Annotated in this window: 15 protein-coding genes; 6 read left to right on the top strand and 9 right to left on the bottom strand. The window is 38.7% G+C overall.

Translation table 11 applies throughout. The features are described 5' to 3' along the window. Positions 1-4 precede the first annotated feature (4 nt). Both AN34_RS12385 and AN34_RS12380 read right to left on the bottom strand, forming a co-directional pair. Positions 5-4,531 carry a hypothetical protein gene (locus AN34_RS12385; protein ID WP_051666501.1) on the bottom strand — a complete coding sequence of 1,509 codons (4,527 nt, stop codon included), beginning with the start codon at positions 4,529-4,531 and terminating at the stop codon, positions 5-7. Between the two features lie 546 nt (positions 4,532-5,077). Then, the gene (locus AN34_RS12380) at positions 5,078-5,512 is read right to left on the bottom strand and encodes a RidA family protein (RefSeq protein WP_029285858.1); all 435 of its coding nucleotides are present in this window, start codon (positions 5,510-5,512) and stop codon (positions 5,078-5,080) included. 254 nt (positions 5,513-5,766) lie between these two features. On the opposite strand from AN34_RS12380, the gene AN34_RS12370 reads away from it, so the two are divergent. Together AN34_RS12370 and AN34_RS12365 are read left to right on the top strand one after the other, a co-directional pair. Then, complete coding sequence (locus AN34_RS12370) at positions 5,767-6,255, top strand: hypothetical protein (RefSeq protein ID WP_051666499.1); 489 nt, start codon at positions 5,767-5,769, stop codon at positions 6,253-6,255. A 128-nt stretch (positions 6,256-6,383) separates the two neighbouring features. Next, complete coding sequence (locus AN34_RS12365; RefSeq protein ID WP_029285851.1) at positions 6,384-6,953, top strand: hypothetical protein; 570 nt, start codon at positions 6,384-6,386, stop codon at positions 6,951-6,953. A gap of 1,030 nt (positions 6,954-7,983) precedes the next feature. Here AN34_RS12365 and AN34_RS12360 read toward each other — a convergent pair. Then, positions 7,984-9,609 (bottom strand): RagB/SusD family nutrient uptake outer membrane protein, encoded by a 1,626-nt coding sequence (locus tag AN34_RS12360; RefSeq protein ID WP_029285849.1) that lies wholly within the window; start codon positions 9,607-9,609, stop codon positions 7,984-7,986. A 10-nt stretch (positions 9,610-9,619) separates the two neighbouring features. Beyond that, complete coding sequence (locus tag AN34_RS12355; RefSeq protein ID WP_082468390.1) at positions 9,620-12,646, bottom strand: TonB-dependent receptor; 3,027 nt, start codon at positions 12,644-12,646, stop codon at positions 9,620-9,622. 425 nt (positions 12,647-13,071) lie between these two features. Here AN34_RS12355 and AN34_RS12350 point away from each other — a divergent pair, with 425 nt between their 5' ends. The 4 genes from AN34_RS12350 (at position 13,072) to araA (ending at position 17,937) form a co-directional block, all read left to right on the top strand. Next, positions 13,072-13,296, top strand: a complete 225-nt coding sequence (locus AN34_RS12350) for a CDGSH iron-sulfur domain-containing protein (RefSeq protein ID WP_029285844.1) — start codon at positions 13,072-13,074, stop codon at positions 13,294-13,296. Between the two features lie 437 nt (positions 13,297-13,733). Further along, positions 13,734-15,434 (top strand): ribulokinase, encoded by a 1,701-nt coding sequence (locus AN34_RS12345; protein WP_029285842.1) that lies wholly within the window; start codon positions 13,734-13,736, stop codon positions 15,432-15,434. After that, positions 15,431-16,132, top strand: a complete 702-nt coding sequence (locus AN34_RS12340; protein WP_029285840.1) for an L-ribulose-5-phosphate 4-epimerase — start codon at positions 15,431-15,433, stop codon at positions 16,130-16,132. The genes AN34_RS12345 and AN34_RS12340 overlap by 4 nt, the downstream gene beginning before the upstream one ends. Before the next feature lie 314 nt (positions 16,133-16,446). Then, positions 16,447-17,937 carry an L-arabinose isomerase gene (araA, locus tag AN34_RS12335; protein ID WP_029285838.1) on the top strand — a complete coding sequence of 497 codons (1,491 nt, stop codon included), beginning with the start codon at positions 16,447-16,449 and terminating at the stop codon, positions 17,935-17,937. A gap of 431 nt (positions 17,938-18,368) precedes the next feature. Here araA and AN34_RS12330 read toward each other — a convergent pair whose 3' ends face one another. The 5 genes from AN34_RS12330 to AN34_RS12310 form a co-directional block, all read right to left on the bottom strand. Next, positions 18,369-19,388, bottom strand: a complete 1,020-nt coding sequence (locus tag AN34_RS12330) for a zinc-binding alcohol dehydrogenase family protein (protein ID WP_029285836.1) — start codon at positions 19,386-19,388, stop codon at positions 18,369-18,371. 126 nt (positions 19,389-19,514) lie between these two features. Further along, positions 19,515-20,303 (bottom strand): SDR family oxidoreductase, encoded by a 789-nt coding sequence (locus AN34_RS12325; protein WP_029285834.1) that lies wholly within the window; start codon positions 20,301-20,303, stop codon positions 19,515-19,517. Between the two features lie 124 nt (positions 20,304-20,427). Further along, a complete protein-coding gene (locus tag AN34_RS12320; protein WP_231625546.1) occupies positions 20,428-22,662 on the bottom strand; it encodes a DUF5703 domain-containing protein in 2,235 nt (744 codons plus the stop codon). 170 nt (positions 22,663-22,832) lie between these two features. Next, the gene (locus tag AN34_RS12315) at positions 22,833-24,260 is read right to left on the bottom strand and encodes a sialate O-acetylesterase (protein ID WP_029285829.1); all 1,428 of its coding nucleotides are present in this window, start codon (positions 24,258-24,260) and stop codon (positions 22,833-22,835) included. 220 nt (positions 24,261-24,480) lie between these two features. Further along, positions 24,481-25,071 (bottom strand): hypothetical protein, encoded by a 591-nt coding sequence (locus AN34_RS12310; RefSeq protein ID WP_029285827.1) that lies wholly within the window; start codon positions 25,069-25,071, stop codon positions 24,481-24,483. Between the last annotated feature and the right edge of the window lie 21 nt (positions 25,072-25,092).

The raw sequence follows: 25,092 nt of genomic DNA, 5'->3' as shown, positions 1-25,092 counted from the left end.
CCACTTATTTAATCGGATTATTATAAATTACCGTTGCGCTTGTTCCCACGCTTCCATCTGGCAGGATAAACCTATACTGTACCTTATAGTTCCCCTCCCGCATGAAAGGGAAATGCCCATTGATTAACCATTCATACTGCTTTTGTACTGGTGTACCCAAGAAACGATTCACTACCTGGCTTTGCAGTTCTTGAAAATCTGATTTATAAATGCGGGGTAAATCATAGATATAAGGCATCCGCTGGTTTACAAACTGAGTATTGAAATTGCCCTGTTCAACATTGGTTTGGTAGCTGAGTAGTATAGGCAATGCCTTTGTGGGTGCCAGCCCTAGTTCTGTCGTATCCCTACTTAATGTGATATCACCTGCGACAGGATATTTCTCATAGTTAAGTGGATGGATATCCTGTATATAATAAGCGTTATCTAACAGGGCTACTGGTTGTAATAAAGGCTTGCTATTCGTATAAGCCGTTCCAGAAATCTCAGCTAAATCAAACGCCTCATATTGTGCAACCGTTTTTCTAAGATCAATTACATCAGATGAAACTTTGCCGAAAAGATCCTGCACGCCATTTATGCCATCTACCTTTTCTTTAAAGGTGCCAAATGCACTGCTATGGAAATTATAGCCGAGTAATACCTTGCCCCCGTCTGCACGGATGATGTCTTGTGCCTGCCTGTTGGTGATTTCGGTTACATCTCCCTCTGCAGTAGTCTTTGTTTGTGTATTTGATGTGGTACCGCTAGTTGTACCCTGAGATTTGCTAACCAGCTCAAAGCTATAGTTACTGTTTCCGTCTACCTGCGGAATATCAAATTTAAGTTGCTGGTTCTCTGAAATATATTGATAGGTTACAGGCACCGTAGTACCATTTTCCTTTTTGAAGGTCATATCCTGTTTAAAACCAGGCACGTTAAACAAATACGTCTGTCCACGTTTCAATTGCACATAGCCTGTATTGCTCTCTGATTTATAAAAATTCCGTTGGTCTACCACAGGCCAGCTGTAATTTATGTTGGTAAGCGGAATACTTTCTGGTGCGGCACCGGTTTTAAAATCAATACTTTTTTCTTCCTCTGCTTTTTTGCCATCCATATAAACGGTTTGCCAGCTGCCGCCCACCAATTGTACAAAACTTACTTTGGAATAAGCTTTTATGGCGGTGTTTGGTGGCAATATTTCTGTAGATAGAAAAGATACCGCATCCTTCCCTGCATTCCATTCGAGTTTACCAGAAATTGGTTTTCCATTTTCGGTCAGTTCAAATTTTTCGAGTTTAATACGGAAAGTTTTACTCCCGCTTTCATCTGTAATAGGTATATCACGTTCAACAGGAAAATTGAGCGCAACTTGTGGTGCGGCAAAAACATCTACACCATCTGGTGTTTTTGGAGACATATCGGCAATTACGTTTATGCCAACAGGATTTTCCTGCCCCCCATTTACAATTTTACATTCATCGCCAAGCTGTACCTTGAAGTTTGCTCTTCCTTTAATTAAACCACCCAGTACATTATACTGCACGCCAATGTACCCTCTAAACCATGATGGATTAGGAAGTTTTGCCTGCAATAAGGCTGCTACCCCCGCTTTGATGATTGGAATCCGGGTTTTAAGAAACCAGAGGTTTACCTTAACCCCTAACTCTCCCTGCAAATAAGCATAGGCCTGCGCATTGGCATACCAGCCATGTATACCGATCGGTTCAGAATTGCCTTCACAATGTGCATCGGGATATTCTTTTAGCATTAAATCAAAACCTACACCTGCCTTGAAATTGGCATATAAAATAAGGAAGGAAATATCGCCAGTACTTATTGATAGTCTGGAGCCAAGGGCAAACCCCTTTCCATCTCCCAGTGCATTAACATCTCTCATATAATCGAGCTGTCGCATATCCACTCCTAAAATATCCGCTACCTCGTGTGGAGGTGCCGGCGAGCCTGGTATCTTGGTGCCAATCATAAAATAACTTTCAGTTTTCAGGCTAAAACTGCCAAGTCCAAACTGGATTCCTACGGGATCGGTTGGTGTACCCATATAGATATACCAATCTTTTGGAGCAAAATGCATCACTGCATAGCCCGCACGATTATTCGCTCCAACTCCCCTTAAAAGTCCTTTTGCGGCGTTAATATAAATGTCAAAATTGGCATGGAAAGTTCTGGCTTGAAAATCATAGCTTATCCCCAGGTAGGCTGCAAATCCTTCAGAAAAATCTACTTTATTTGTTACAGCCCGTGCTGCCTGCTGTGGATCGCTAATTTTTAAGGTTTGTAAATTGGCTAACTTTTCAATTTTTAAATCATCCGATAGTCCTTCCAACTGCGCAACAATATCATCCTGAACACCTTTTAATACCCCTGCAGCCTTGTTCAGGGCATCATCAACCACAGGTATTTTACCCATAAATTTTGCGCTTCCAAACAACCCGATATAATTTAACCCTCCATTACGGTTGAAGGCCATTTCAAATTCAACCATACCATCCACAACCATATCATTAGCCACGTTGAATAATAAACCTGCTTTCACACCCAATCCCATTGCTTTATCAGGTTTATATTCGGGCATTAAGCTTTTTGAATCTGAACTGGCGTTCTGGCTAATTTTACTCATGCGGTAATAAATCCCGCCAACAAATCCTTTAATATTAAATGGAACTGGTGGAAGTACAGGAACACCAGTTCCAAAACTCGCTTTTCCATCCACAAACCAATATCTGAAATCCTTTCTTCCAAAAATAGCCCTAACCTGAACCTCAAGTGCTAATGACTCAAATTTTGCTCTTATCCCTCCCCCAAAACCGTCTCCATAAACCGGATCATTATCTAGTAGATTAAGTTCTCCATCTAAACTGGCCCCACCAATGTTTACGTGGTTGAGCTTAATAGCGCTCAATCCAAGTTTTTTGAACTTCCATTTCTGCAATCCATCCTGCTGCTCAAATGATGAGGTAAAGTTTAATCGGGTGTCTGCTTTAAAGCCCGCATCCATCAAAGTAACCTTAAGCCCAAATGAAAGGCTGGTTTCCATCTGGGTAGAAGTAAGCGCAATACTATCAACAGAAACTGGAAAATTGGCTACACTCAATTCCCCATCATATCCAAAATATTCTACCGTTAAATAAGGAGAAACTGTTTTTAAGCGCAGGCCCTTAAATTCAATTCCCTTAAAGTTGGCAAGAGGCTTGGTGGTTGAATCCCCAGGCTTGGTTCTCGCCATGATATCTAATCTTCCATAAAGATTTGCTTCTGGTAAGAATTTATCATCTTCTACCAATAGCTTTACATATGAATTTTTCTCCAGCGTAACCTTTGCCTGCCATAGGTTAAAATCCAATTTATCTTTTGGCGCAACCGTAAGCCAGTATTTATTATCTCCTGTTATTACGGCTTCATATCTCAAGGCATCGGTATCCTTTTCACCTACGGGTAAGCCAATATTTCCTTTAAAGCCTGCACCAACCAATTTATTGGCTTCCAGATCGATATTGAATTCATCTACCGAAAACTTCCATCCAGAGGCAGAACCTTCATTATAGGGCAGTATATTTTTGCCATAAAAACTTCCGCTTACCCCATTGTTATCTATAATCAGGTTGTTTGAGCCAAAGCTGATGCGTTCTTTGCTGTTCTTTTTGGCAAAAGCCTTCGGCAGCATCACATCCAGATTCTGGATATAGATTCCCCGCCACATTCCAGGGCTTGGATAACTCATGTATTGCGCTTCATAGCCAGCTGGAAACAAAACATTCGGGCTGTTTCGCTTATCGCTAAAATCAAAAGTGGCGTTTGCAACGGTGAAAACCACATCCTTTAATTTGGCAATCTGGAATTTAGGCAGGTTGATGTTGACCAATATATCGTTCCAATCGGAAACAACGGTTTTGAACGAACCAGTAACCTTTTTATTTATATCTGTTAGCTGGTCGCCATTTTCAGCACAGGGAATAAGCAGACTTCTTGGGAACACCACATCTGCGGCAAGCCCCATTTCCTTAAAGCCCTTACAGTCCATGGTCATATAGGTGAGTCCATCTAAAGCCTGCCCATTGGTCAGATCAAGGCCACCTTTCAATATAACCTTGCCGTTACCTCCATTAAAATCTATGGGAATATCACCTATTAAAGTTAATTTTGCATCTCCAACTATTCCTCCTTCGTATGAAAGTTTCAGTCCACTGATACCAAAAAACAGCACACCAGGGCTTTGTGGAATTTCTACTTTCGCAAAAACAGTTAATTCTGCATAGGTTGGATGAAACACGGCACTGCTGATGGCGATTTTATAAGTGATGTTGTTAATTGTATGCTTTAAACCAACTGGTAATTCATTTAAATCATTTGGTGTTAGAAAATCCGTATAGTGATTATTTTTATCAAGTGCTGCTACCGCATTGATTGCAAAGTTCCTGACGGCTGCACTATCAGTATTATTGGCGGCCTGTGCATAAGACGATGAAACATATAAAAAAGATATAATGAAAGATAATAATCTTACACAATGTGTAGAATTTGAAAGCATAGGTGTAGTTAATTTAAATTAAGCTTATATCAATTATTCGTTTTCCGCTTTTGACCGCTTCCTCAAGCTTAAATCCGAAACGGTTTAATATTTATTCAATCATGCGCTTATCAAATTGGATACTCATGTGCATTTTTATTGAGCACATAAAAAATAAACTTCCTTCTGCTCCCAAACGAGGGGCAAAAAAAAGATTATAGCCATACTATAGCCGTAACCAACAATAAAAAATTCGGGATGAGTAAGGGATTTATCCGTAGTGGGATTGTAACGGATTTGTTGCCACGAATGTAGGAATATATATGATTAATATGAAATAAAATATTCTTTATAAGAGTAAAAATTATCTACAAAAGCAAACATGTTTGTAAGAAGACTAATAAGACATACATATTTATTAATTAATGTATATTACCTTCTAGAAACTTTAAAATATTAGGAATATTTGAAGCTCCTCAGCGGAATCATTCATATAAGCAGCTAAAAGTCTGCTGAACAGCAATGTAAGCATACGATATAAACTCAGCCTATTATCCATTTACTAACTTATTTTGGCAAGTGTGCAATCAACTCAATTTCTAATTTTGCTTGCGGCATATACAATCGCTGTATCTGCACCCAGGTAGCCGCGGGAAAGTCATTTTTGTAATACCCTTTCCTAACATAGTTGAACTTTTTCATCGCTTCAATATCCGTTGTATATAAATTTTCTTTAACCACATTTTCAAATGTGGCACCATAACTGGCTAGTGAAGCTTTTAAATTATTGTAAACAGATGTAATTCCTTCTGGGGTGATATCGTTTGTTACCACACCTGAAATGTAAAGAATGTTATCAACCTTTAAAACCTGAGCGTAGCCAGCAGCTGTATCTTGTTTTGATGCTTTGTTCCAATGCCATTTTTCTTTTTTGATTTTGGTTTCTTGCGAAAAAGCCTTACTGAAAACGAAAAGGAAAGAAAGTAGGATGAGATATCGCATTGTTATTTAATTTAAATAAGTTGTTTGTTATCGGGTTCAACTAAAGCCTAAATTTATGTAAATTGTCGATTATTAATTTAAAAACAATGCAATGGATTAAAAATAAATGTTTTTCGTTTTTAAAAAAATATTTATTCATACGTATTGACTTTGATTGAGATTTTCTTTCTTTTTTATACCCAGTGAAGAAAATAAGCTGATCAATCCTGGCCTTTACCCTAATTATTGAAAAAAGAAACATACAAAATCCAATCATGAACCGCATTAAAAAACACAGAGGCCTTCGGCGATATTATAAAAATCTGGAGCTAAAGAATGAAGACTGGAGTGAATTAAAGTTTACAGATTCAAATGATGCATGGTTTGATCGTTGGCATAAACATTTCGATTGGTATGGTTATGGAAATGATAGCTTTAAACGCCGTAAGCCTCACCTTGATAAATTGTTCAGGCATTTTGATCATTTGAGTGATCGAGCTAAATCTTTAACAGTTGATTATCAAATCTGGATTACCATTTTAGATAACGACAGCGCTAGTGATGCCTTATTTTTACACACGCCCAACCCAAATCAAAATAACTTTCCATGGAAGATATCAGGATTAACTGAAACCTCTACCCTTACTAATCAGCGGTTAATAGAATACATTAATAACTTAGTTGGTTACGAGAAACGATATGGTAACGCGGACGAAGCATTTTGTGTGCTTTATAAAAAGGGTATTGGGATAACGGTTGCATAGCCTTTATTAAATCCAAAAAATAGCGCTGCAATTATTTAAAATTAATTTTGCTTTCAAGTATTAAATTTGCATTTTATTACCAGCAGTTCAGGAAAAATCAGTTATTAAAAATTTCAAAAAATTAGAAGATGACCACACGAAACGCATTTTACGATTTCTTTAACCGGATAGGTTTATCAATGATGATCATTTGTATGCTGGCCATGAGTTGCAACAATACAAAGAAAAAGACCTTAAAAACCAGGCTTCCTGATTCAAGTAAAACTGACAGCATTACCAAAACACAACCGACTAAGCGCATCATTACCACGAAAGTAGATAAGCCTGATACCATTAGAAATATCGAAGCTACGCAGATGAGTGAAGATGCTTTTCAAAAGGCAATCATTAGCCTTCAGGATAGTTCATTAGTAGTATATGGAAATATCAGGGAAGATTACCGGATTTTCGGATATGAAAAACCAGATACGAACTCCAGAAAATTAATCTTTTTCTCCGTATTTACCACAGATGTTAAAGGGAATCCATACCGTTGTCCTTATGGTGCTTATTATGCTTCTACGGATATGATTAATTCAGAAATCAAATATCTTTCAAATGCTGGAAATTTTATAAAAGCTAATTTCATTAAAGATAAAACGGTATTATCTCCCATTTACATCCTGAAAGATTGGGTTAAATTTGAAGAGAAAAATTAATTTAGAAGAAAATAGATTTTCCTGATTCGATTGTTGTTAGTTAGTCAGTAGCTAAGGTTGGTATCAGTGTCAATAGGTTGGGGATTCTTCGCTTCGCTCTGAATGACAGTGCGTTTAGGGTGCTGATTACATTAAGAGGATTTATCTAGTCCTAGCCGGACGGGCTTATTTTCTTTTGACAGCAAAAGAAACAAAACTGCCGGCTCGCAATTTTTCTGTTTAAGTCAGTAGGCAGACTTGGTCTGTGCAATCCCGAAAAATTGACCATGCCGGTCTAAGCGCAGAACGGAGAAACAGTGGTTTGGCTTTATAGGGTGGCTATAGCGATTGCTACTTGCTTTTTTATATCAAACGATAATCTAGACATCTCATCATTGAGGAACGAAGCCCCATTTACTTCCTGAAAGATTGGGTTAAATTTGAAGAGAAAAATTAATTTAGAAGAAAATAGATTTTTCTGATTCGATTGTTGTTAGTTAGTCAGTAGCTAAGGTTGGTATCAGTGTCAATAGGTTGGGGATTCTTCGCTTCGCTCTGAATGACAGTGCGTTTAGGGTGCTGATTACATTAAGAGGATTTATCTAGTCCTAGCCGGACGGGCTTATTTTCTTTTGACAGCAAAAGAAACAAAACTGCCGGCTCGCAATTTTTCTGTTTAAGTCAGTAGGCAGACTTGGTCTGTGCAATCCCGAAAAATTGACCATGCCGGTCTAAGCGCAGAACGGAGAAACAGTGGTTTGGCTTTATAGGGTGGCTATAGCGATCGCTACTCGCTTTTTTATATCAAACGATAATCTAGACATCTCATCATGTAGGTGCAAGGCAATCTTAATTCAATGCTATACAAGATGAGTCATAGCGAGACACTTCAACCAGATTTTTAAAAGATACATTCGAAACATCTTGATTTCCAGAAATGGTTTTTCTCCATTTCCTGGTTACCTCATTCGTGATATAAAGAGATTGTATTTAAGGGAATTAATAATCGGGCCATCCGAAGACGACCCGAAAAACTAACCAACTTTTCTTTTTAATAACCAGGATTTTGTGTTAAAACAGCGTCCTTGTTCAACTGAATTTCGTTTAAAGGAATTGGTAACAATAGTGCTTTTGTAGTTAAACCAGTAATCGGTTTAGAAGCATCGTTTGAATTAAGGCGAAGTGCCCGTTCTACCAATGTCCCTGTTCTCATCAAAGTCATTCTTCTGTTTTCTTCACCAATCAGTTCTCTTGCCCGTTCATCCAGGATAAAATCTTTAGTCATCTCAGCTGCCGTTACCTGGGCGGCATTTGCCCTTGTTCTCAAAACATTAATACTGGTAGCAGCTTCTGCAGTTTTGCCCTGAGCAACCTGTGCTTCAGCCAGTAACAGGTATGTTTCGCCCAGGCGCATTAAAATAAAATCTTTAACCATGGCGTAACCAAAAGTATCATTAGGATCAAAAGCGCCCCATTTGGTGGTGCTCGGACAAATATTAATTAAAGTATCAGGGCCGCTAAAAGGAACCTGTTTGCCATATCTTGAAGCGTAAATAGGATTAGGATCATTATAATAATATTTCCGGCGGATGTTGTACTGTGAATTGCGGATATCATTTCCTTTATATAAACGGTACAGCACCCAGTTACTTAAACGCAAACGGCCAATAGAACGGCCACCCAATGAATCGGCCACTGTCATCCCTGCGATGTTGTAATACGCAGCGCCCCAAACTCTTCTTTGCTGCGGGCTATCAGTAATACCACCAACTACAGTATTCGGATTTTCTTGTTCCAAAACCCAGATGGCTTCGGTATTGCCTTGCGATCTTCTCTCATTGCCATACTGGAACATATCAGAATAATAATCGCCTGGCTGACTGGTTTTTACGCCATAACGGTTTTTAATCAGGCTAAACCTGCCACTATTGATAATTGCTTGTGCCTGTTGCTCAGCCAAGTCTGGCTTACCTATCCTTAAATAAACCTCAGCTAAAAGCTGCATGGCCATAAACTTATTGGCCCTGCCATACATTTTGCCCTTGGTATTGGTTTTTACCGATTCAATATCCGGAAGATTTGCCGCGGCGAACACTAAATCTGCCACAATAAAATTATTAACATCTGCAATAGGTGCACGAACGAAATCAATTTTCGGACCAGATAAGGCATGCGTAATTAATGGCACGCCTCCAAATAGTGTAGCCAGGTTGTTATAGGCATATGCTCTGAAGAATTTAGCTTCGGCACTGATCTGGTTTTTGCCTTTCGCACTGATGGTGGTCGTAGCAGGATTTTCAATTCCATCTACAATGATGTTGGTTAAATTCACCATAATGTAGTTCCTGTTCCAGGTACGGGCCGCTCCATTATCCGTAGGCGTTAACGTTTCATAATTGTAATATGGTATTTCTACCCCCTGCTGGTTATTGGTGGCATTGGCCACATCGGTTCCAACCTGCCAAACACTTGGCCATCCTTGTTGATCGCTCCATGAAAATATGGTACTGGTATGGTTATATAATCCAATTAACGAAGCTTCAAAACCCAATGAATCCGTAAGCGTTAAGGGCGTATAGGCCGAAAACGGTTTCTCATCCAGGAAAGCTTTTTTGCAAGAGGAAAAGGCAAAAAACAATATGGATAAGGAAGTAAGTATGATAATATTTTTTTTCATGATGATAAGATTAACGTAATGACACATTTAAACCCAAAACAAATGTTCTTGTAACCGGATAGTTATTGGTCCAATCGGCTGAAAATGCCTGTTGGTTTGCACCTGAATTGCCTGATCCTCTCGTGTAAAAGGTTTGCTCAGGGTCCCAACCTACCCATTTGGTAAAGGTATGCAGGTTACGGCCACTGGCATAAACGGTTAAACCTCCCAAATGTAGCTTATCCAGCAGGTTTTGAGGGAAAACATAGCTCAAGGTAACATCCTTAATTCTGGTGTAACTCGCATCAGAAGCATAGCCATAACCTAAAGTATTGTTATAGGATAATGCCGGACGGGTTTGACTTTGATTTTCGGGTGTCCAGTAGCCAATTTCAGCCGGCGTATTTCTGCGGCCTGTTTCATCGCCATAGGTTAAATCAGGATTGTTCTTTGTCATACCCTGTGCCGTTTGGATAAACACACTTAAATTGATGTTTTTATAGTGAAAAGTATTGGTAATACCACCTGTCCATTTTGGAGCTGTTTGCCCTAAAATCGTTCTGTCATCAGCGGTAATTTTACCATCGCCATTTAAATCAGCAAATTTTAGGCTACCTGGTTTTGCCGTTGGATCTTGCTTGGAAACATCTTCCCCAGTTTGCCAGACACCCGTCATTTTATAATCGTAAACTACATTAATAGGTTTACCAATGAACCACCTGTTGCCTAAATCATCTTTTCCATCGCCATATAAATCGGTAATTTTATTTTTATTGGTGGCAAAAACAACCATGGTTTCCCAACGGAAGTTTTTTCCGGTAAAGTTTTGTGTAGTTAATGTTAGCTCTAAACCATTATTGGTGGTTTTTCCGATATTTTCTAATACTCTTGAATAACCTGTAATGATAGGAAGGCTTCTGTTTAATAATAAACCACTTGTTTTATTCTGATAAGCTTCTATACTACCCGTGATCCTGTTTTTGAATAAACCAAAATCTAAACCAAGGTTGGCTGTTTTAGTCGTTTCCCATTGCAATAAAATATTACCCAGGTTACTTGGAACCACACCAATGGTGCTGATTCCATTAAATGGAGAACGCACAGATGTTTCTGTAGTAATGGTGTTATAAACCCCAACGGCTTCATTACCTGTTTTACCATATGAAAGCCTTAACTTTAAATTGCTGATGGCTTTAATGTCTTTCATGAAGCTTTCATTGGTAACATTCCAGCCAATAGCTGCTGATGGGAAAACACCATATTTGGTAGTATTGGCTCCAAATACAGAAGAACCATCTCTACGTGCCGTTAAGGTTAATAAATAGCGGCTATCATATGAATAAAATAAACGCCCCATCTGAGAGTTTAATCCATATCTATCACGGTATGAGCTACTGGTTTGTGTTGCTCCTGCACCAATGTTATCTAAGCCTAATTCATCATTGATAAAACCTACGGCACCTGCTGTAGTTGAATTGTATTTACGTTCCTGCGCACTGTATAGTGCTGTAAAATCAAAATGGTGTTTTTTGCTATCCTTTGAATACGTTAAGATATTTTCAATAGTATAACTGTTGGTTGAAGCGTTGAAACTGCTGGCGGTACCATTATTATCATTAGCTAAACGCCCAACATAACTTCCTCTTCTTTCGGGGAAATACGTGTAGCCTGCATTTAACCTGAATTTTAATCCGGTTAAGGCTCCTGGAAATTTAATCTCCGCATATCCATTACCATTTACATTGGTTGTTCTACTGATTTGGGTGGTTTTTAAGCCCAACAATGGATTTGTGTACAGCAATTCGGGTTCCATCGGGAAAATCTTGTAAGTGCCGTTTGCGTTATACTCCTGCCCATATGGACTCATAGCGGTGGCTAATAATAAATTAGCCCTACCACCATCAAAATTATTGCTGGTTAAAAATAGAGAAGTACCAACTGTTAGGAAACTGGTAACGTTTACATCCAAATTGGAACGCAAACCAATCCGGTTAAACTGGTAACCTTTAATCACACCTTTTTGATCTAGATAATCTCCTGAAATGAAATACCTTACATCAGGTGTTCCGCCAGAAACACTAACGTTATGGTCTTGAATAACACCTTGTTGTGTCGCTTCATCAACCCAATCAGTTGTTGTACCTGCATTATAGGCTGCTAATTCACCAACATTTGGAACAGGTCTGGTTTGCGTTTGATTGGTTTGTTTTAGGAAATCGGCATATTTTTGGGCATACTCGGCGCCACTGCGAGGCTCTAAAATATGTGCAATGTTATCAATACCTGCATACCCATTATAACGAATAACCGGTTTACCTGTTGTACCTCTTTTAGTCGTAATTAAAATTACCCCATTTGAACCATTCGTACCATAAATAGCCGTAGCACTGGCATCTTTTAGGATCTCTACTGATGCAATATCATTCGGATTGATGTCATTTAATGAGCCGCCTGTTTTGGTTAAAGGTACCCCATCCACCACCACATAAGGACCAGCGCTGGCAGAGATGGAATTTTGCCCCCTGATAAGCGCGTTTGGCTGGCTACCTGGAACAGATGAAGAAGAGGTAATGTTTACGCCGGCTACAGCACCCTGGATCGATTGAAGGATATTGGTTACGGGAAGTTGCGATAACCTGGACTTTGGCACAGACACCACCGAACCCGTAACGTCAGATCTTTTCTGTGTACCGTAACCCACCACAACCACTTCATTAAGTGTCTTATCAGAAGCTTCGGTTAAAGTAACATTTAATGAATTCTGATTATCCAATACAATGGTTTTAGATGCATAACCTATAAATGTATAGGTTAGTGTTTCCCCTTTGGTGGCTGCAATTTTGTACCGTCCGTTTCCATCAGAGATGGCCACTTTAGCCGTTTTTTCATTTTTAATGGTTGCTCCCGGAATGGGTTGTCCTTTTACATCAAGGATAACTCCAGAGATTTCTGCGCCAGGCGTTTGCGCATACAAATGATTACCGCCTACATTCAGAAATAGAATTACAGTAAATAGCAGCGGTATACACCTTAAAGAGAATAGTAGTTTTTTTAGCATAATTAATTTGGTTAGTATATTTATTAGAAGAATACAATCTTTTAAAGATCGGATTGTGCTTGATTCATTAGGAAAAAAGCGTTTTTTCGGGCACCTGGGATACGGCGCTTAAGCGTGGTTTTTTCAGATCATAAACATTTATATTTGATTATGTCAAAGTAACTACAAATATTGCGGATAACGTGAGGGGTAATACGATAATTAATAGGGGGTAAATTAATATTTTTAGCTTAAATGAGCTTCCTGACTATATACAATAGCTTTAATTATACACGCTCAATATATTCAGGAATCCCGCATTTTTTGGAGTTAATATATGTAACTTTTGATACCTTCAGGTATTAAAACGGAATGTTTCTAAACTACAGTATCTCCAGCCAAATCATTAAAATTATTTTAGTTTTGCCTTACACAAACAAAACATCATGTCTAAAACAAAACTTACAATTAATAACAATGGATCAGTTAAAATTGAAGGCGACTTCGAAATTGTTGATAAAAATGGAAATGCCTATGGTTTACAAGGCAGAGAAGTTTTATCCATTTGCCGTTGCGGTCTTTCTCAAAACAAACCTTTTTGCGATGGTGCACATAAAGGCCATTTCGAACACGATGCAATAGCTTTTGATTTGCCTCCAAAAAAAGTATAAATAATTATTTTTTACAGGAAGCCTTACAGAAATGTAGGGCTTTTCTTTTGAACCATTGGTTGGTGACTTTTAACCACAGAGGCCAAAGAGAAAAAATCACAGATAAGGCGAAGATTGGGTAATTACTTCCACCAACCAGTCTAAGTTTATTCCCTTAATCTGTTCATACCATTGAAGTAATAGATAAGATTGAAGGTTACTAATTCTGATGATTATTCTACCCGCAGAGTTAGTAACTTATTGGAGAAAAGATTCTCAATCTGCTAAACCATCAATTTATAGGCATAAGCTTTTCGGTTGGTGAGACACCATCAGATAGATGGAAATGAATTCTGCTTAATTTAAATTACTCGCCTATCGAAAATTTCTTTTAACAAATTTTCATAAAATTTTATAATCCGAATAAATAAACGTTAATTAGACGATTATTTATTGTTATGAGCGCAGCAAACTATGTAATTGGTGTAGATTACGGGACGGACTCTGTACGTTCGGTTCTGGTCGATACCTCAAACGGAAAAGAAATTTCAGCCTCTGTTTTTCTTTATCCCCGATGGCAAAAAGGTTTATATTGTAAACCATCAGCCAATCAATTCAGACAGCATCCATTAGATTATATTGAGGGTTTATCACACACCATTAAAGCTTGTATTGAAAAAGCTGGTGGTGCAGAAATTGCTCAGTTGGTTAAAGGAATCTCTATTGATACCACAGGCTCCAGCCCGGTTGCTGTTGATGCCACAGGCACTCCCCTAGCACTTACCCCAGGTTATGAGGAAAATCCAAATGCCATGTTTGTGCTTTGGAAAGACCATACTGCCGTAAAAGAAGCTGCTGAAATTAATGAGCATGCCACAAAATTCCCTGTGAACTACCTTAAATACGTAGGTGGGATCTATTCTTCTGAATGGTTTTGGGCAAAATTATTGCGCACTTTAAGGGTTGATTCGTCTATAGTAAAAGGTGCTGCATCATGGGTTGAACATTGCGATTGGATTCCATTCCTATTAAGTGGTGGAACAGATGTAACCACCATGAAACGCAGTCGTTGTGCGGCCGGACATAAAGCATTGTGGGCCGAAGAATTTAATGGCTTACCACCTGAAGATTTCTTTAGCAACCTTGATCCGCTTTTAGCCGGATTAAGAGATAAATTATTTACAGATACTTATACTTCAGATGTTTCTGCAGGAACATTAAGTGAGGAATGGGCGAATAAGTTAGGTTTAAATGCTGATGTAGTGATTGGTGTTGGTGCTTTTGATGCGCACATGGGCGCCGTTGGCGGTCAGATTGAGCCTTATTATTTAAGTAAAGTAATGGGAACCAGTACCTGTGATATATTGGTTGCTCCTAATCAGGATTTAGACGGTAAATTAATCGGTGGTATTTGCGGACAAGTGAATGGTTCTGTCATTCCAGGTATGGCTGGTTTAGAAGCCGGTCAATCTGCCTTTGGCGATGTTTATGCCTGGTTTAAAAACTTAATCAGCTGGCCTTTAAACCACTTATTGACTGAATCAGATTTAATAGACGAAGCTACGGCAATTGCTTTAAAAGATGAATTGGAAGGAAAAATCATTGCCAATTTAAGCAAACAAGCTGAAGCACTTGATGATGATGATTATGCTGAATTAGCCATTGACTGGTTAAATGGTAGAAGAACGCCAGATGCCAATCAGGAACTTAAGGGTGCCATTACTGGTTTAGGTTTAGGTACAGATGCCCCAAGATTTTTCCGTGCACTAGCTGCCGCAACCTGCTTTGGTGCTAAAGCTATTGTAGATCGTTTTAAAGAACAAGGTGTTCCGGTAAAGGGAATTATCGGTATTGGTGGTGTAGCAAAAAAATCTTCATACATTATGCAAATGATGGCTGATGTGTTGGAAATGCCCATCAGAATTCACCGCTTTGAGCATACCTGTGCTTTAGGTGCAGCCATGTTTGCAGCAGTTGCTGCTGGTATTTATCCAGATGTTGAGGCAGCGATGGCAGCTATGGGAACTGGTTTCGAAAAAGAATACACTCCAAATATTAAAAAACAAAAACTGTATCGCCAACATTACCAAACCTATTTAGGTTTAGGCAGATACCTGGAAAAATATAACAAGAAAGAAGCTAAACCTTATTTATCATGAGCAATTACCAGGATATAAAAGAACAGGCTTATCAGGCCAATATGCAGTTGCCAAAACTGGGTCTGGTCCTTTTTACTTTCGGAAACGTAAGTGCAGCCGATCGCGCCAAAGGTGTTTTTGCCATTAAACCTAGTGGGGTGCCTTATGAGGATTTATCTCCAGATAAAATGGTAATCGTAGATTTTGATGGAAATACGGTTGAAGGAAGTTTGCGCCCATCTTCAGATACTAAAACTCACGCTGTTTTATATAAACACTGGGAAGATATTGGCGGAGTAGTGCATACCCACTCTACCTATGGAACAGCCTGGGCACAGGCTCAAAAAGCCATTCCGATTTTTGGGACTACTCATGCGGATCATTTAACAGTTGATATTCCTTGTGCACCGCCAATGGATGATAATATGATTAAAGGTAACTACGAGTATGAAACCGGCTTTCAGATTATGAATCACTTTCAAAGTCTGGAATTAAGCTACAAGGAAGTGGAAATGATCCTGGTAGGTAACCATGCGCCTTTTACCTGGGGGAAAACCGCTGAAAAAGCAGTTTATAATAGTGCTGTTTTAGAAGCTGTAGCGCAAATGGCCTTGCTAACTCAGCAGATTAATCCGCAGGCACCGAAACTTAAAAACTCTCTGATTCAAAAGCATTATAAGCGTAAGCATGGCGCAGGTGCTTATTACGGACAGGTTTAGGGAGTCTTTAGTCTGGAGTCTTAAGTCATTAGTCCTCGGTGCATAAGAAAGTTGGGAGTTGAGAGTAATGAGTTTGGAGTCTCAACCCATCATTGCGAGGATGAACGACGAAGCAACCTCATTTAGTAAATGCTATTTGAAGAGCAATGATGGAGTTGGGAGTTAAAAGTCTCCACCCATCGTCATTGCGAGGAGGAACGACGAAGCAATCTCTTTCGATCAAATAATCTTTCAAATGAGATTGCTTCAACCGATGAAAAATCGATTTCGCAATGACGGAAAATAAAAATATTAGCATTTAAATAAAGTAAATAATGATTGATTTAAAGAAATTACAAGTTTGGTTTATCACAGGTACACAACATTTGTACGGTGAGGAAACCTTAAAACAAGTGGCAGATCATGCACAGGAAGTAGCAGATTCGCTAAACCAAAATGGAAACATCTCCGTTTCGGTGGTTTACAAACCTATTGTAAAAACGACTGAAGAGATTTTTGAAACACTACAACAAGCCAACATTGATGAAAATTGTATTGGCGTAATTACCTGGATGCATACTTTCTCTCCTGCTAAAATGTGGATCAGGGGTTTAAATGTTCTGCAGAAACCGTTGCTTCATTTACACACGCAATTTAACCGCGATATTCCCTGGAATACCATTGATATGGATTTCATGAACTTAAACCAAAGTGCCCACGGTGACCGTGAATTTGGTTTCATGGTGACCCGCATGCGCAAAGATCGTAAGGTAGTAGTTGGACACTGGCAAGATGAAGAAGTAGCAAAACAAATCGATACCTGGTGCAGAGCTGCTGCCGGATGGAACGATTGGCAAGGTGCTAAATTTGCTCGTTTTGGTGATAATATGCGTTATGTTGCTGTAACCGATGGTGATAAAGTGGAGGCGGAAATGAAATTTGGCTTTGCTGTAAATACTTATGGAATAGGTGATTTAGTGGCTATAATTAATGCGATAGATGAAGATGCGATTCAGGGTTTATTAAAAGAATACAAAGAAACTTACCACATGGCCGATGATTTGAAAGCTGGTGGTGCCAGACATCAATCTGTTTATGATGCTGCAAAAATCGAACTGGGTTTAAGAAAATTCCTGGTAGATGGTGGTTTCAAAGGCTTCTCTGATACTTTTGAGGATTTACACGGCATGATTCAGTTACCGGGGATTGCTGCACAACGTTTAATGGCAGATGGTTATGGTTTCGCCGGCGAAGGTGACTGGAAAACAGCTGCCTTGGTTCGCGCTTGTAAAGTAATGGGTGCTGGTTTACCTGGTGGAAATGCTTTTATGGAAGATTATACTTATCATTTCGATCCATCAAATTCAATGGTGTTAGGTTCGCATATGCTTGAAGTGGATGCAAGTTTAGCATCAGGCAAGCCAAGTTTAGAGGTTCATCCATTAGGAATTGGTGGCAAAGCTGATCCTGCACGCTTGGTTTTTAATGTAGGTGGTGGTAATGCTTTAAATGCATCTTTAATTGACATGGGCAATCGTTTCCGTTTGTTAGTGAACGAAGTAACTGCTGTTGAAGCGAAACATGACTTACCAAACTTACCTGTTGCACGTGTACTTTGGAAACCGCTTCCTGATATGAAAACTGGTTGTGCGGCATGGATTTATGCTGGTGGTGCACACCATACGGCTTATAGTCAGAATTTAACAACAGAACATTTATCAGACTTCGCTAATATTGCTGGTTTGGAATACATCAACATTGGTGCTGATACTAAAATTAATCAATTTAGAAGTGAATTGCATTGGAATGAGGTTGCGTATAAATAATTCAAAATAAGTTCTAGAATTGAAAGCCGATAGTTTTATAAATTATCGGCTTTTATTTTTTAAAAAGTGGCCGCAGATTCGCAGATTATAATTTGGTTGGTGAGACACCAACCAATAGAGAATTGATTTAAGTTGCGAAGTTTCAAAGGCTGAGCGCAGAAAGAACTTCAAAAGTTTTCAAAATGATCTTCAGACTGACGAAGTTTTGCCATCTTACTAAACCACCTAAACTTCGTAAGTCTTTATGATTTGGTTGGTGAGACACCAACCAATAGAGAATTGATTTAAGTTGCGAAGTTTCAAAGGCTGAGCGCAGGAAGAACTTCAAAAGTTTTATGATTTGGTTGGTGAGACACCAACCAATAGAGAAGTGTTTAATAGATGCTGAAATGAATTCAGCATGACGCCAACGGTAAAAGTATGGCTAAAGTTTAATTTCCCATCCTGACCATCGCTTTAATCACACCATTTTTTGGATCCAGCCAGCTTTCAAATTCATCCTTTACCTCATCAAACGTAACCTGGTGCGTGATGTAAGTAGTGGGTTTCACTAAACCTGCTCTCATCGATTTAATCACATGTTCAAAATCTTCCATGTTTGCATTTCTACTGCTCATTAAGGTAGCTTCTCTTTTATGGAATTCCGGATGATTAAAAATCAGATCACCTTTTTGCAAGCCAATCAATACAAACCTGGCCCCATGCGCCATGTAATTGATGGCATTGTTAATTGCTTTTTGATTCCCCGTAGCATCGATGACGACGGTAGGCATATCGCCATTGGTGATCTGACTTAACTGCTCGGTTACATCTGTTGATCTCGCATTAACGGCATGAATAACACCAAGTTTATCTTTGCAAAAAGCCAAACGATCATCATTAATATCCAGCGCAATTACTTTTCCTCCTGCAATTCTTGCAAACTCCATTGTCCCCAAACCAATCGGACCAGCGCCAATGACTAAAACAAATTCGCCAGGTTGAACATCCGCCCTTCTGACGCCATGAGCGCCAATAGCTAATGGTTCAACTAAAGCCAATTCATCATAACTCAATCCTTCGCCATGTAAAAGTGTAGGCGATGGAACTTGTAAGTATTCACGCATTCCACCATCTACATGCACACCACAAACCTGCATTTTTACGCAACAATTGGGTTTGCTCATTCTGCAGGCAATGCATTCGCCACAGTTGAAGTAAGGAATGAATGTTACGGCCTCTCCTATCTGGAAACCTTCTGCGCCATCAACTTCAACCAATTCTCCGGAAAGCTCGTGACCTAAAACCCGTGGATAATTGAAGAAAGGCTGAGTACCTTCAAAGGCATGTAAATCGGTTCCGCAGATCCCGATTCGTTTAATTTTTATAATGGCGTGATCCTTTTTAAGTTCAGGTTTTTCAGTTTCTGAATATTGGAAGGTTCCGGGTGTGGTGCAGGTAAGGGTTTTCATTTGTTTTGAATGAGAGAATTTTGAATGAAAGAATGATTGAGTTTTGAATGATAGGATGAATGAATGTTTAATAGCGATTGGTAAATCTATTCTATCAGTCTCTCATTCTATAATTCTATAATTTATTTATGCGTTTGCCAAAGCCCTGTCTAAATGTACATAACCACCATCAACATGAATAATTTGTCCGGTAGTATGGCTTGATTTATCTGATAATAAAAAAGCCGTCATGTTGGCGATCTCTTCTGCTGTAGTCATTCGGTTTTCTAATGGAATTTTAGCTGTTATTTCATCGAGTTTCGCTTGAGCATCTGGTAAGGTTTCGATCCAGGTTTCATACGCTGGTGTCCAGCATTCTGCTACAACCACTGCATTTACACGGATGCCATATTTTAATAATTCAACTGCCCATTCGCGGGTTAAGGCATTTCTTCCACCATTTGCAGCCGCATAAGCCGACGTGTTGCCTTGTCCGGTTTCGGCAGTTTTAGAAGTGATGTTTACGATTGCACCCTTGCTTTTAATTAATTCTGGCAAAGCATGATGTGCCATCAAATAGTAGTGAACCACATTTTTGTGCAACGATGCCATGAAATCTTCATAATTACCTTTTTCTAATCCTACGCCGTCGTTCACACCAGCATTATTAACTAATCCATCAATTCGACCAAACTTTTCAATGATGGCCGCGATTACATTTTTACAATCTTCAGGGTTTGATAATTCAGCAACAAACTGAGCTGCTTGTCCGCCATTTTCTTTAATCGCTGCAACAACCTTGTCATTGTCTTCAGCTTTTCGACCCACAATAACCGCAATTGCATGTTCCTTCGCAAATACCTCTGCAATACTCCGGCCAATGCCTTTTGCAGCGCCGGTAATTACAATAACTTTTTCTTTTAAATTTAAATCCATGTCTTTTTTTTTTAGTGAGTGAATTTTAAATGAATGAATTTTGAATTAATGAATGAGTGAACGTTCTATCAAATCTCTATTCTATCAATGTCCCATTCTATCATTCAACCAATCTCTCATTCCATTAATCTATCATTACTTTTACATCTACTTTTCTCGCTTCTGGCAATACTTTCAAATCAATTAATTTCCCATCTTTTAATGTTCCTTCAACTGTGGTTTGGTATGGTGCATAAAGTTTGAAATGGACATCCCAATCTTTCGGCCATGCAGGGAATAGATAAATCTTTTTCCCATCTACCTGCATTAACATTTCCTGCAAACCAATCATTCCTGAGCCACCCCAGTTGTGATCAGGCGTCCAGTCGAATCCAGGTCCCCAGAATGCCGGAAATCTTCTTCCCGAATCCTTAAGTTTTAAGGTGGTGAGCCTGGCAGCTTCTTCGGTTAAACCTAACCTGGCTGCGAAAATATTATCTTGTTTCCACCCTACATAACTTCTGAATTTAAGCACATCGGCATCATATTTAAATGTATTGATAGCCGTATCTAGTCCGGGTTTGCCGATGCCGTAAATCCCCCAGGGATAAACCGGGTATAACTGCGGACTTTCGGTATTGTTAATCCGTTCCCAAACTTTTGCAGGAGATATGGCGACATGTCCGTCGAATTGCCTAAAGCTAATCGGAGGAATGGTCTCAAGCATTTCAGTCCATTCCTTCCATTTATCTTTGGTCAAAGCTGGATATTCGATCAACCGCTCTAACACTGTTTTTAAAGCCGCAATGGTGGAAGTAGAATTATATGCCATTTTATAGGTTTCTGCGCCAGAGCCAGGATATAAAACCAAATGACCGTTTTCATCAAGCGCTTTTGCTCCTCTTTGCTTGGCTAAATGGGTATAATGTTCCTTAAAAAAAGTAAGCGAGCTTTCAATTAATGGAAGATATTGATCAATGTTTCGATGATCATATCGCTCGGTTTCCAGGATCATCATACAAAACTCTAAAACGGTATCCCATTCGTATTCCAGCCAGGCATTGTATTCCATGCCTTTATTATAGTCTGCCGGACGTTTCCATCCATATTCTGCAGGATTTGGCAGGCCAAAATTCTCTAACTGTTCGGTAAAACTAGCGCCTTTATGCCCCCAGGCTGCTTCTGTTCTAATTTCTGCATTTTTGAGCAGGTTAAGGTAAAAATCGAACTGTGGTTTCATCAGTTCAAAATCGCCACTTTTTAACATTGGCCAATATACCAAACGCTGGTTTTGAGCAGTGTGCGTCCCTCCGCCCCAGTTTCTGAAATCGGGTGTATATTTTAATGTAGAATCTGTAAGTTGAGGATCGTAAGTAAATAATCCACCGTTAAACTTGGTTGGATATTTACCAAAAGTATTGCAGCCCAGCATATACCTGAAAAGCTGGTAATTTTTTGATGATTGATTAGCTGTTTCATCTTTCGAAGTAATATAAATGAAACTTTTTTTCCAGTAATCGTTCCACCATTTAATACTCGCCTTTTGACTTGAAGGTTTAATCGAATTAATTTCCTTTTCCCAGGCCTGAACAGATGTCGCTTTACTGGTATTTAAACGAATGGTAATTTGCTCAAACTTGGTTGGCGATTTACTCTTTAACGTCCAGCCTTGAAATGGCGTTTTCAAATAGGTTCCCTTATAATTTCCTTCCGGAATCATGTTATTGCCCTGTAACGAACCACCAAAAATTAAGTTTTTTAAGGGATTAAATAATTCTGCTTTTCTATCTTCTAATCCCTGCTGTTTTACGGCAACATCAAATACGGATTCCCGTTTATTTTGATGATAGAATTGAATCGTATTTCCTTTGAAGCCAATTTCATCTTTAAAAGTTTTTACTACACCTTGTGGTGCCCATTTGTAGGAGTTTTGATTGTTCTCTTTCCCTTTTGTAATCCGATCTTCAAAACGCCAGCTTTCATAACTTACTTCAGTTGCTATCTTTTCTGTTGATTTAATATCAAGATGAATAATTGGATTAAAAACATCCGCCCAAATCTTAATTTGAGTGTTTAGTTTGCCATTTGAACCTGAAATTTGCGCATAACCGTTGTTTAAAATCAGTTCCTGTTTAAAGGTTTTACCTTTAAAGGGGTTTGGACTTAACTTTAGTTTTACACGACCAAGTTTAAGCAAGGTATTATTTTCATCAAAGGTGCCACTTCTCGATAAATACAGGTAAACCTCGCCTTTTTCCACCCAAAGGTTAAGGCCAATATCACCACCACCCACTGGCATTGATTCTGATGAGTTACTGCTTTGTTTAGTCCAGATGACATTACTTTGCGCACATGTTTTTTGGATAAGGCAAAAAGACATGAAGCATAACGGGATTAAATTTAACCACCTTAGACAACTTAGTGAAACTAAGAATGAATTTAAAAATTTTGAGCATATAGGACATATAAGAACATATAGATTCTTAGCAAAATTGCCAGGTGTTTCATGTGCCTTTGTGGCCATGTATGTCTTTCTGGTTACATTCATTATCAATTATCCCAATTATCGGTGCGGAAGGAAGAAACTGGCAAACCATCGTTTCCAAATAAATCACCATTTACAAAATCTTTAAAAGCATAGCGAACAGCCACCGGAACTTTTACTTCTACAGCTGATACCCTTACACTACTTCCTTTTATAACTGCTTTTGCAGGATAAAATTTCTGATCTGCGCCAGCGACTTCAAATAACGAAAGCGTTTTGCCGTAAGAGGTAATGCCATTCGGAACGTCCTGAAATTTGACAATAGCTTCATTCTTATCGATCGTAACCGATTCATAAGCTGGACTTATGCCGCCAAATCCTTTTATTCCATAGGTTTTTGCCAGTGCCAAATAGGCTAACCGTTCACCGCCCTGTTTCTTATTGGCCGGGTGGATGGAGTTTTCTTCGCCAATATCCAGTAGCACTGCCATACCAGTATTAGGGATTTTTGATAAAGACTTTCGTTGTGCATCTCTGATGAAAGCAGAATTATTAATTTTTGTTCCTTTACCAACAGTTGAATAATTGTAACTAAAAGGTGCAATCTGCGCATAGTAGAAAGGAAATTCTCCAATAGCCCAATGTTGCCTCCAGCTGGAAACCATTGCCGGGAAAAATTCTTCGTATTGGTCTGGTCTTTCAAAATTGGATTCGCCCTGGTACCAGATAACTCCCTTTATGCCATAACCCATTACCGGATAAAGCATACCATTGTATAAAGTGGTTGGCGTACGACTCACTTCTTTAATTGAATCTCCTTTTGAAGGGATTTTGATCTCAGGAAAAGGTTTTAAGTCTTCAGGTGACATCCAGGCTTCGATTGTTGAGCCACCATAACTATCATTGATGATCCCGATAGGAACGGTTAATACTTCGCTGAGCAGCTTACCGAAAAAATAACCTGTCGCGCTGAAATTTGACACGGCTTCGGGTTCAGCTAATTTCCACTGAGAAGCTTTGCTATTATCTTGTTTTTCTGTGATAGATGAACGTGGAACAGTATAAAGTCTGATGTTTTCGTTTGTAGATTTCAAAATCGCTTCAGCCGAACCTATAACTGGTTGACTCTTAAAACCTTTCATTGGCATTTCCATGTTGGATTGCCCACCACAAAACCAAACTTCACCGATCAGAATATCTTTTAAAACCAACTCTTCGCCATCATTAAATTCCATCTCATAAGGGCCGCCTGCTTTCGGAGTAGGTATTTTAACCCGCCACTTTCCATCCTGATTGCTTGTAACCTTATACGTTTTTCTATTCCATGAAGTTTCTATTCTTACAGTGGAAGAAGGTTTTGCCCAACCCCAAACAGCCACTTCCGTTTGCTGCTGCAGCACCATATGGTCGGTAAAAATAGATGCGGGTTTAACCGTTGCCGATGCAATAATGCAGCAGATAAGGTTTAAAAATAGGAATAAGTTTAATTTCATTTTTTTTGTTTAATTAACCACCTTAGAAACCTAAGGACAGTCTCATTTTTTATTCTTTTTACGTCCTGTTAATCGCAATGATGATTATCTATTTACCTAATGATCAGGAGCGCATGCCTCACACCGTAAAGCCTGAGGGATAAAATCTACTGTAGAATGAGGTTAGTTTATTTATCATTACTTTAGGTTTTAATTCGGAAATGTTTTTTTATTCATGCTACTAATCTAATTTATCGCCAAAAGATCTTAAATTCTGAAGTGTGGGTAATGGCCTGATCATCATTTTCTTTACATTTTTCTTTAGAATTTTTTCTGAATCTAATGATTTTAAAATTTCAGTTCTCACTCCTGTTAAAAGATCAAACACAGTTTCTGTTGTTGAATTTTTTCCATCATAAACTACACTAGAGATTTTAACTAATTGGAAAATTCCATTTTTATAGATGAATTTGTGTTCATACCGAATATCATTTTTTTCAGAACTCATTAATAAAAATCCGTTTTCAATAAAAAAATAAGGGATTTGATTTTTGGTATGAATACCGTTTACATATTGCGGTTCAATTACATTTGTTGAAGAGAAAACCATTTTAAATTTCTTATTGGGTTGTAAAAAAAATATCTGCAACCTTAGTGGAACGGATGCATCAACTGTATCCATCGTAATTACGGTTTTGTCTGGTAAGCCATCTTTATTCAAATCGCCCTTTTCTAACCTGATCGGAACAGTAAAATTATCCCTCACTTTCTTTTGTTGAGCGTAGACCATAGTTTGAACTAAAGCCAGTATTAATACAATTATCTTTTTCATTTATTTGAAATAATAAATTCT

Source organism: Pedobacter sp. R20-19, from assembly GCF_000708265.2.
GTDB lineage: Bacteria > Bacteroidota > Bacteroidia > Sphingobacteriales > Sphingobacteriaceae > Pedobacter.
This window is presented reverse-complemented; position numbering and strand designations above follow the sequence as displayed.

Coding starts and splice junctions, on each gene's coding strand:
- AN34_RS12385 (WP_051666501.1), bottom strand. CDS start 4,531: ATGCTTTCAAATTCTACACATTGTGTAAGATTATTATCTTTCATTATA.
- AN34_RS12380 (WP_029285858.1), bottom strand. CDS start 5,512: ATGCGATATCTCATCCTACTTTCTTTCCTTTTCGTTTTCAGTAAGGCT.
- AN34_RS12370 (WP_051666499.1), top strand. CDS start 5,767: ATGAACCGCATTAAAAAACACAGAGGCCTTCGGCGATATTATAAAAAT.
- AN34_RS12365 (WP_029285851.1), top strand. CDS start 6,384: ATGACCACACGAAACGCATTTTACGATTTCTTTAACCGGATAGGTTTA.
- AN34_RS12360 (WP_029285849.1), bottom strand. CDS start 9,609: ATGAAAAAAAATATTATCATACTTACTTCCTTATCCATATTGTTTTTT.
- AN34_RS12355 (WP_082468390.1), bottom strand. CDS start 12,646: ATGCTAAAAAAACTACTATTCTCTTTAAGGTGTATACCGCTGCTATTT.
- AN34_RS12350 (WP_029285844.1), top strand. CDS start 13,072: ATGTCTAAAACAAAACTTACAATTAATAACAATGGATCAGTTAAAATT.
- AN34_RS12345 (WP_029285842.1), top strand. CDS start 13,734: ATGAGCGCAGCAAACTATGTAATTGGTGTAGATTACGGGACGGACTCT.
- AN34_RS12340 (WP_029285840.1), top strand. CDS start 15,431: ATGAGCAATTACCAGGATATAAAAGAACAGGCTTATCAGGCCAATATG.
- araA (WP_029285838.1), top strand. CDS start 16,447: ATGATTGATTTAAAGAAATTACAAGTTTGGTTTATCACAGGTACACAA.
- AN34_RS12330 (WP_029285836.1), bottom strand. CDS start 19,388: ATGAAAACCCTTACCTGCACCACACCCGGAACCTTCCAATATTCAGAA.
- AN34_RS12325 (WP_029285834.1), bottom strand. CDS start 20,303: ATGGATTTAAATTTAAAAGAAAAAGTTATTGTAATTACCGGCGCTGCA.
- AN34_RS12320 (WP_231625546.1), bottom strand. CDS start 22,662: ATGTCTTTTTGCCTTATCCAAAAAACATGTGCGCAAAGTAATGTCATC.
- AN34_RS12315 (WP_029285829.1), bottom strand. CDS start 24,260: ATGAAATTAAACTTATTCCTATTTTTAAACCTTATCTGCTGCATTATT.
- AN34_RS12310 (WP_029285827.1), bottom strand. CDS start 25,071: ATGAAAAAGATAATTGTATTAATACTGGCTTTAGTTCAAACTATGGTC.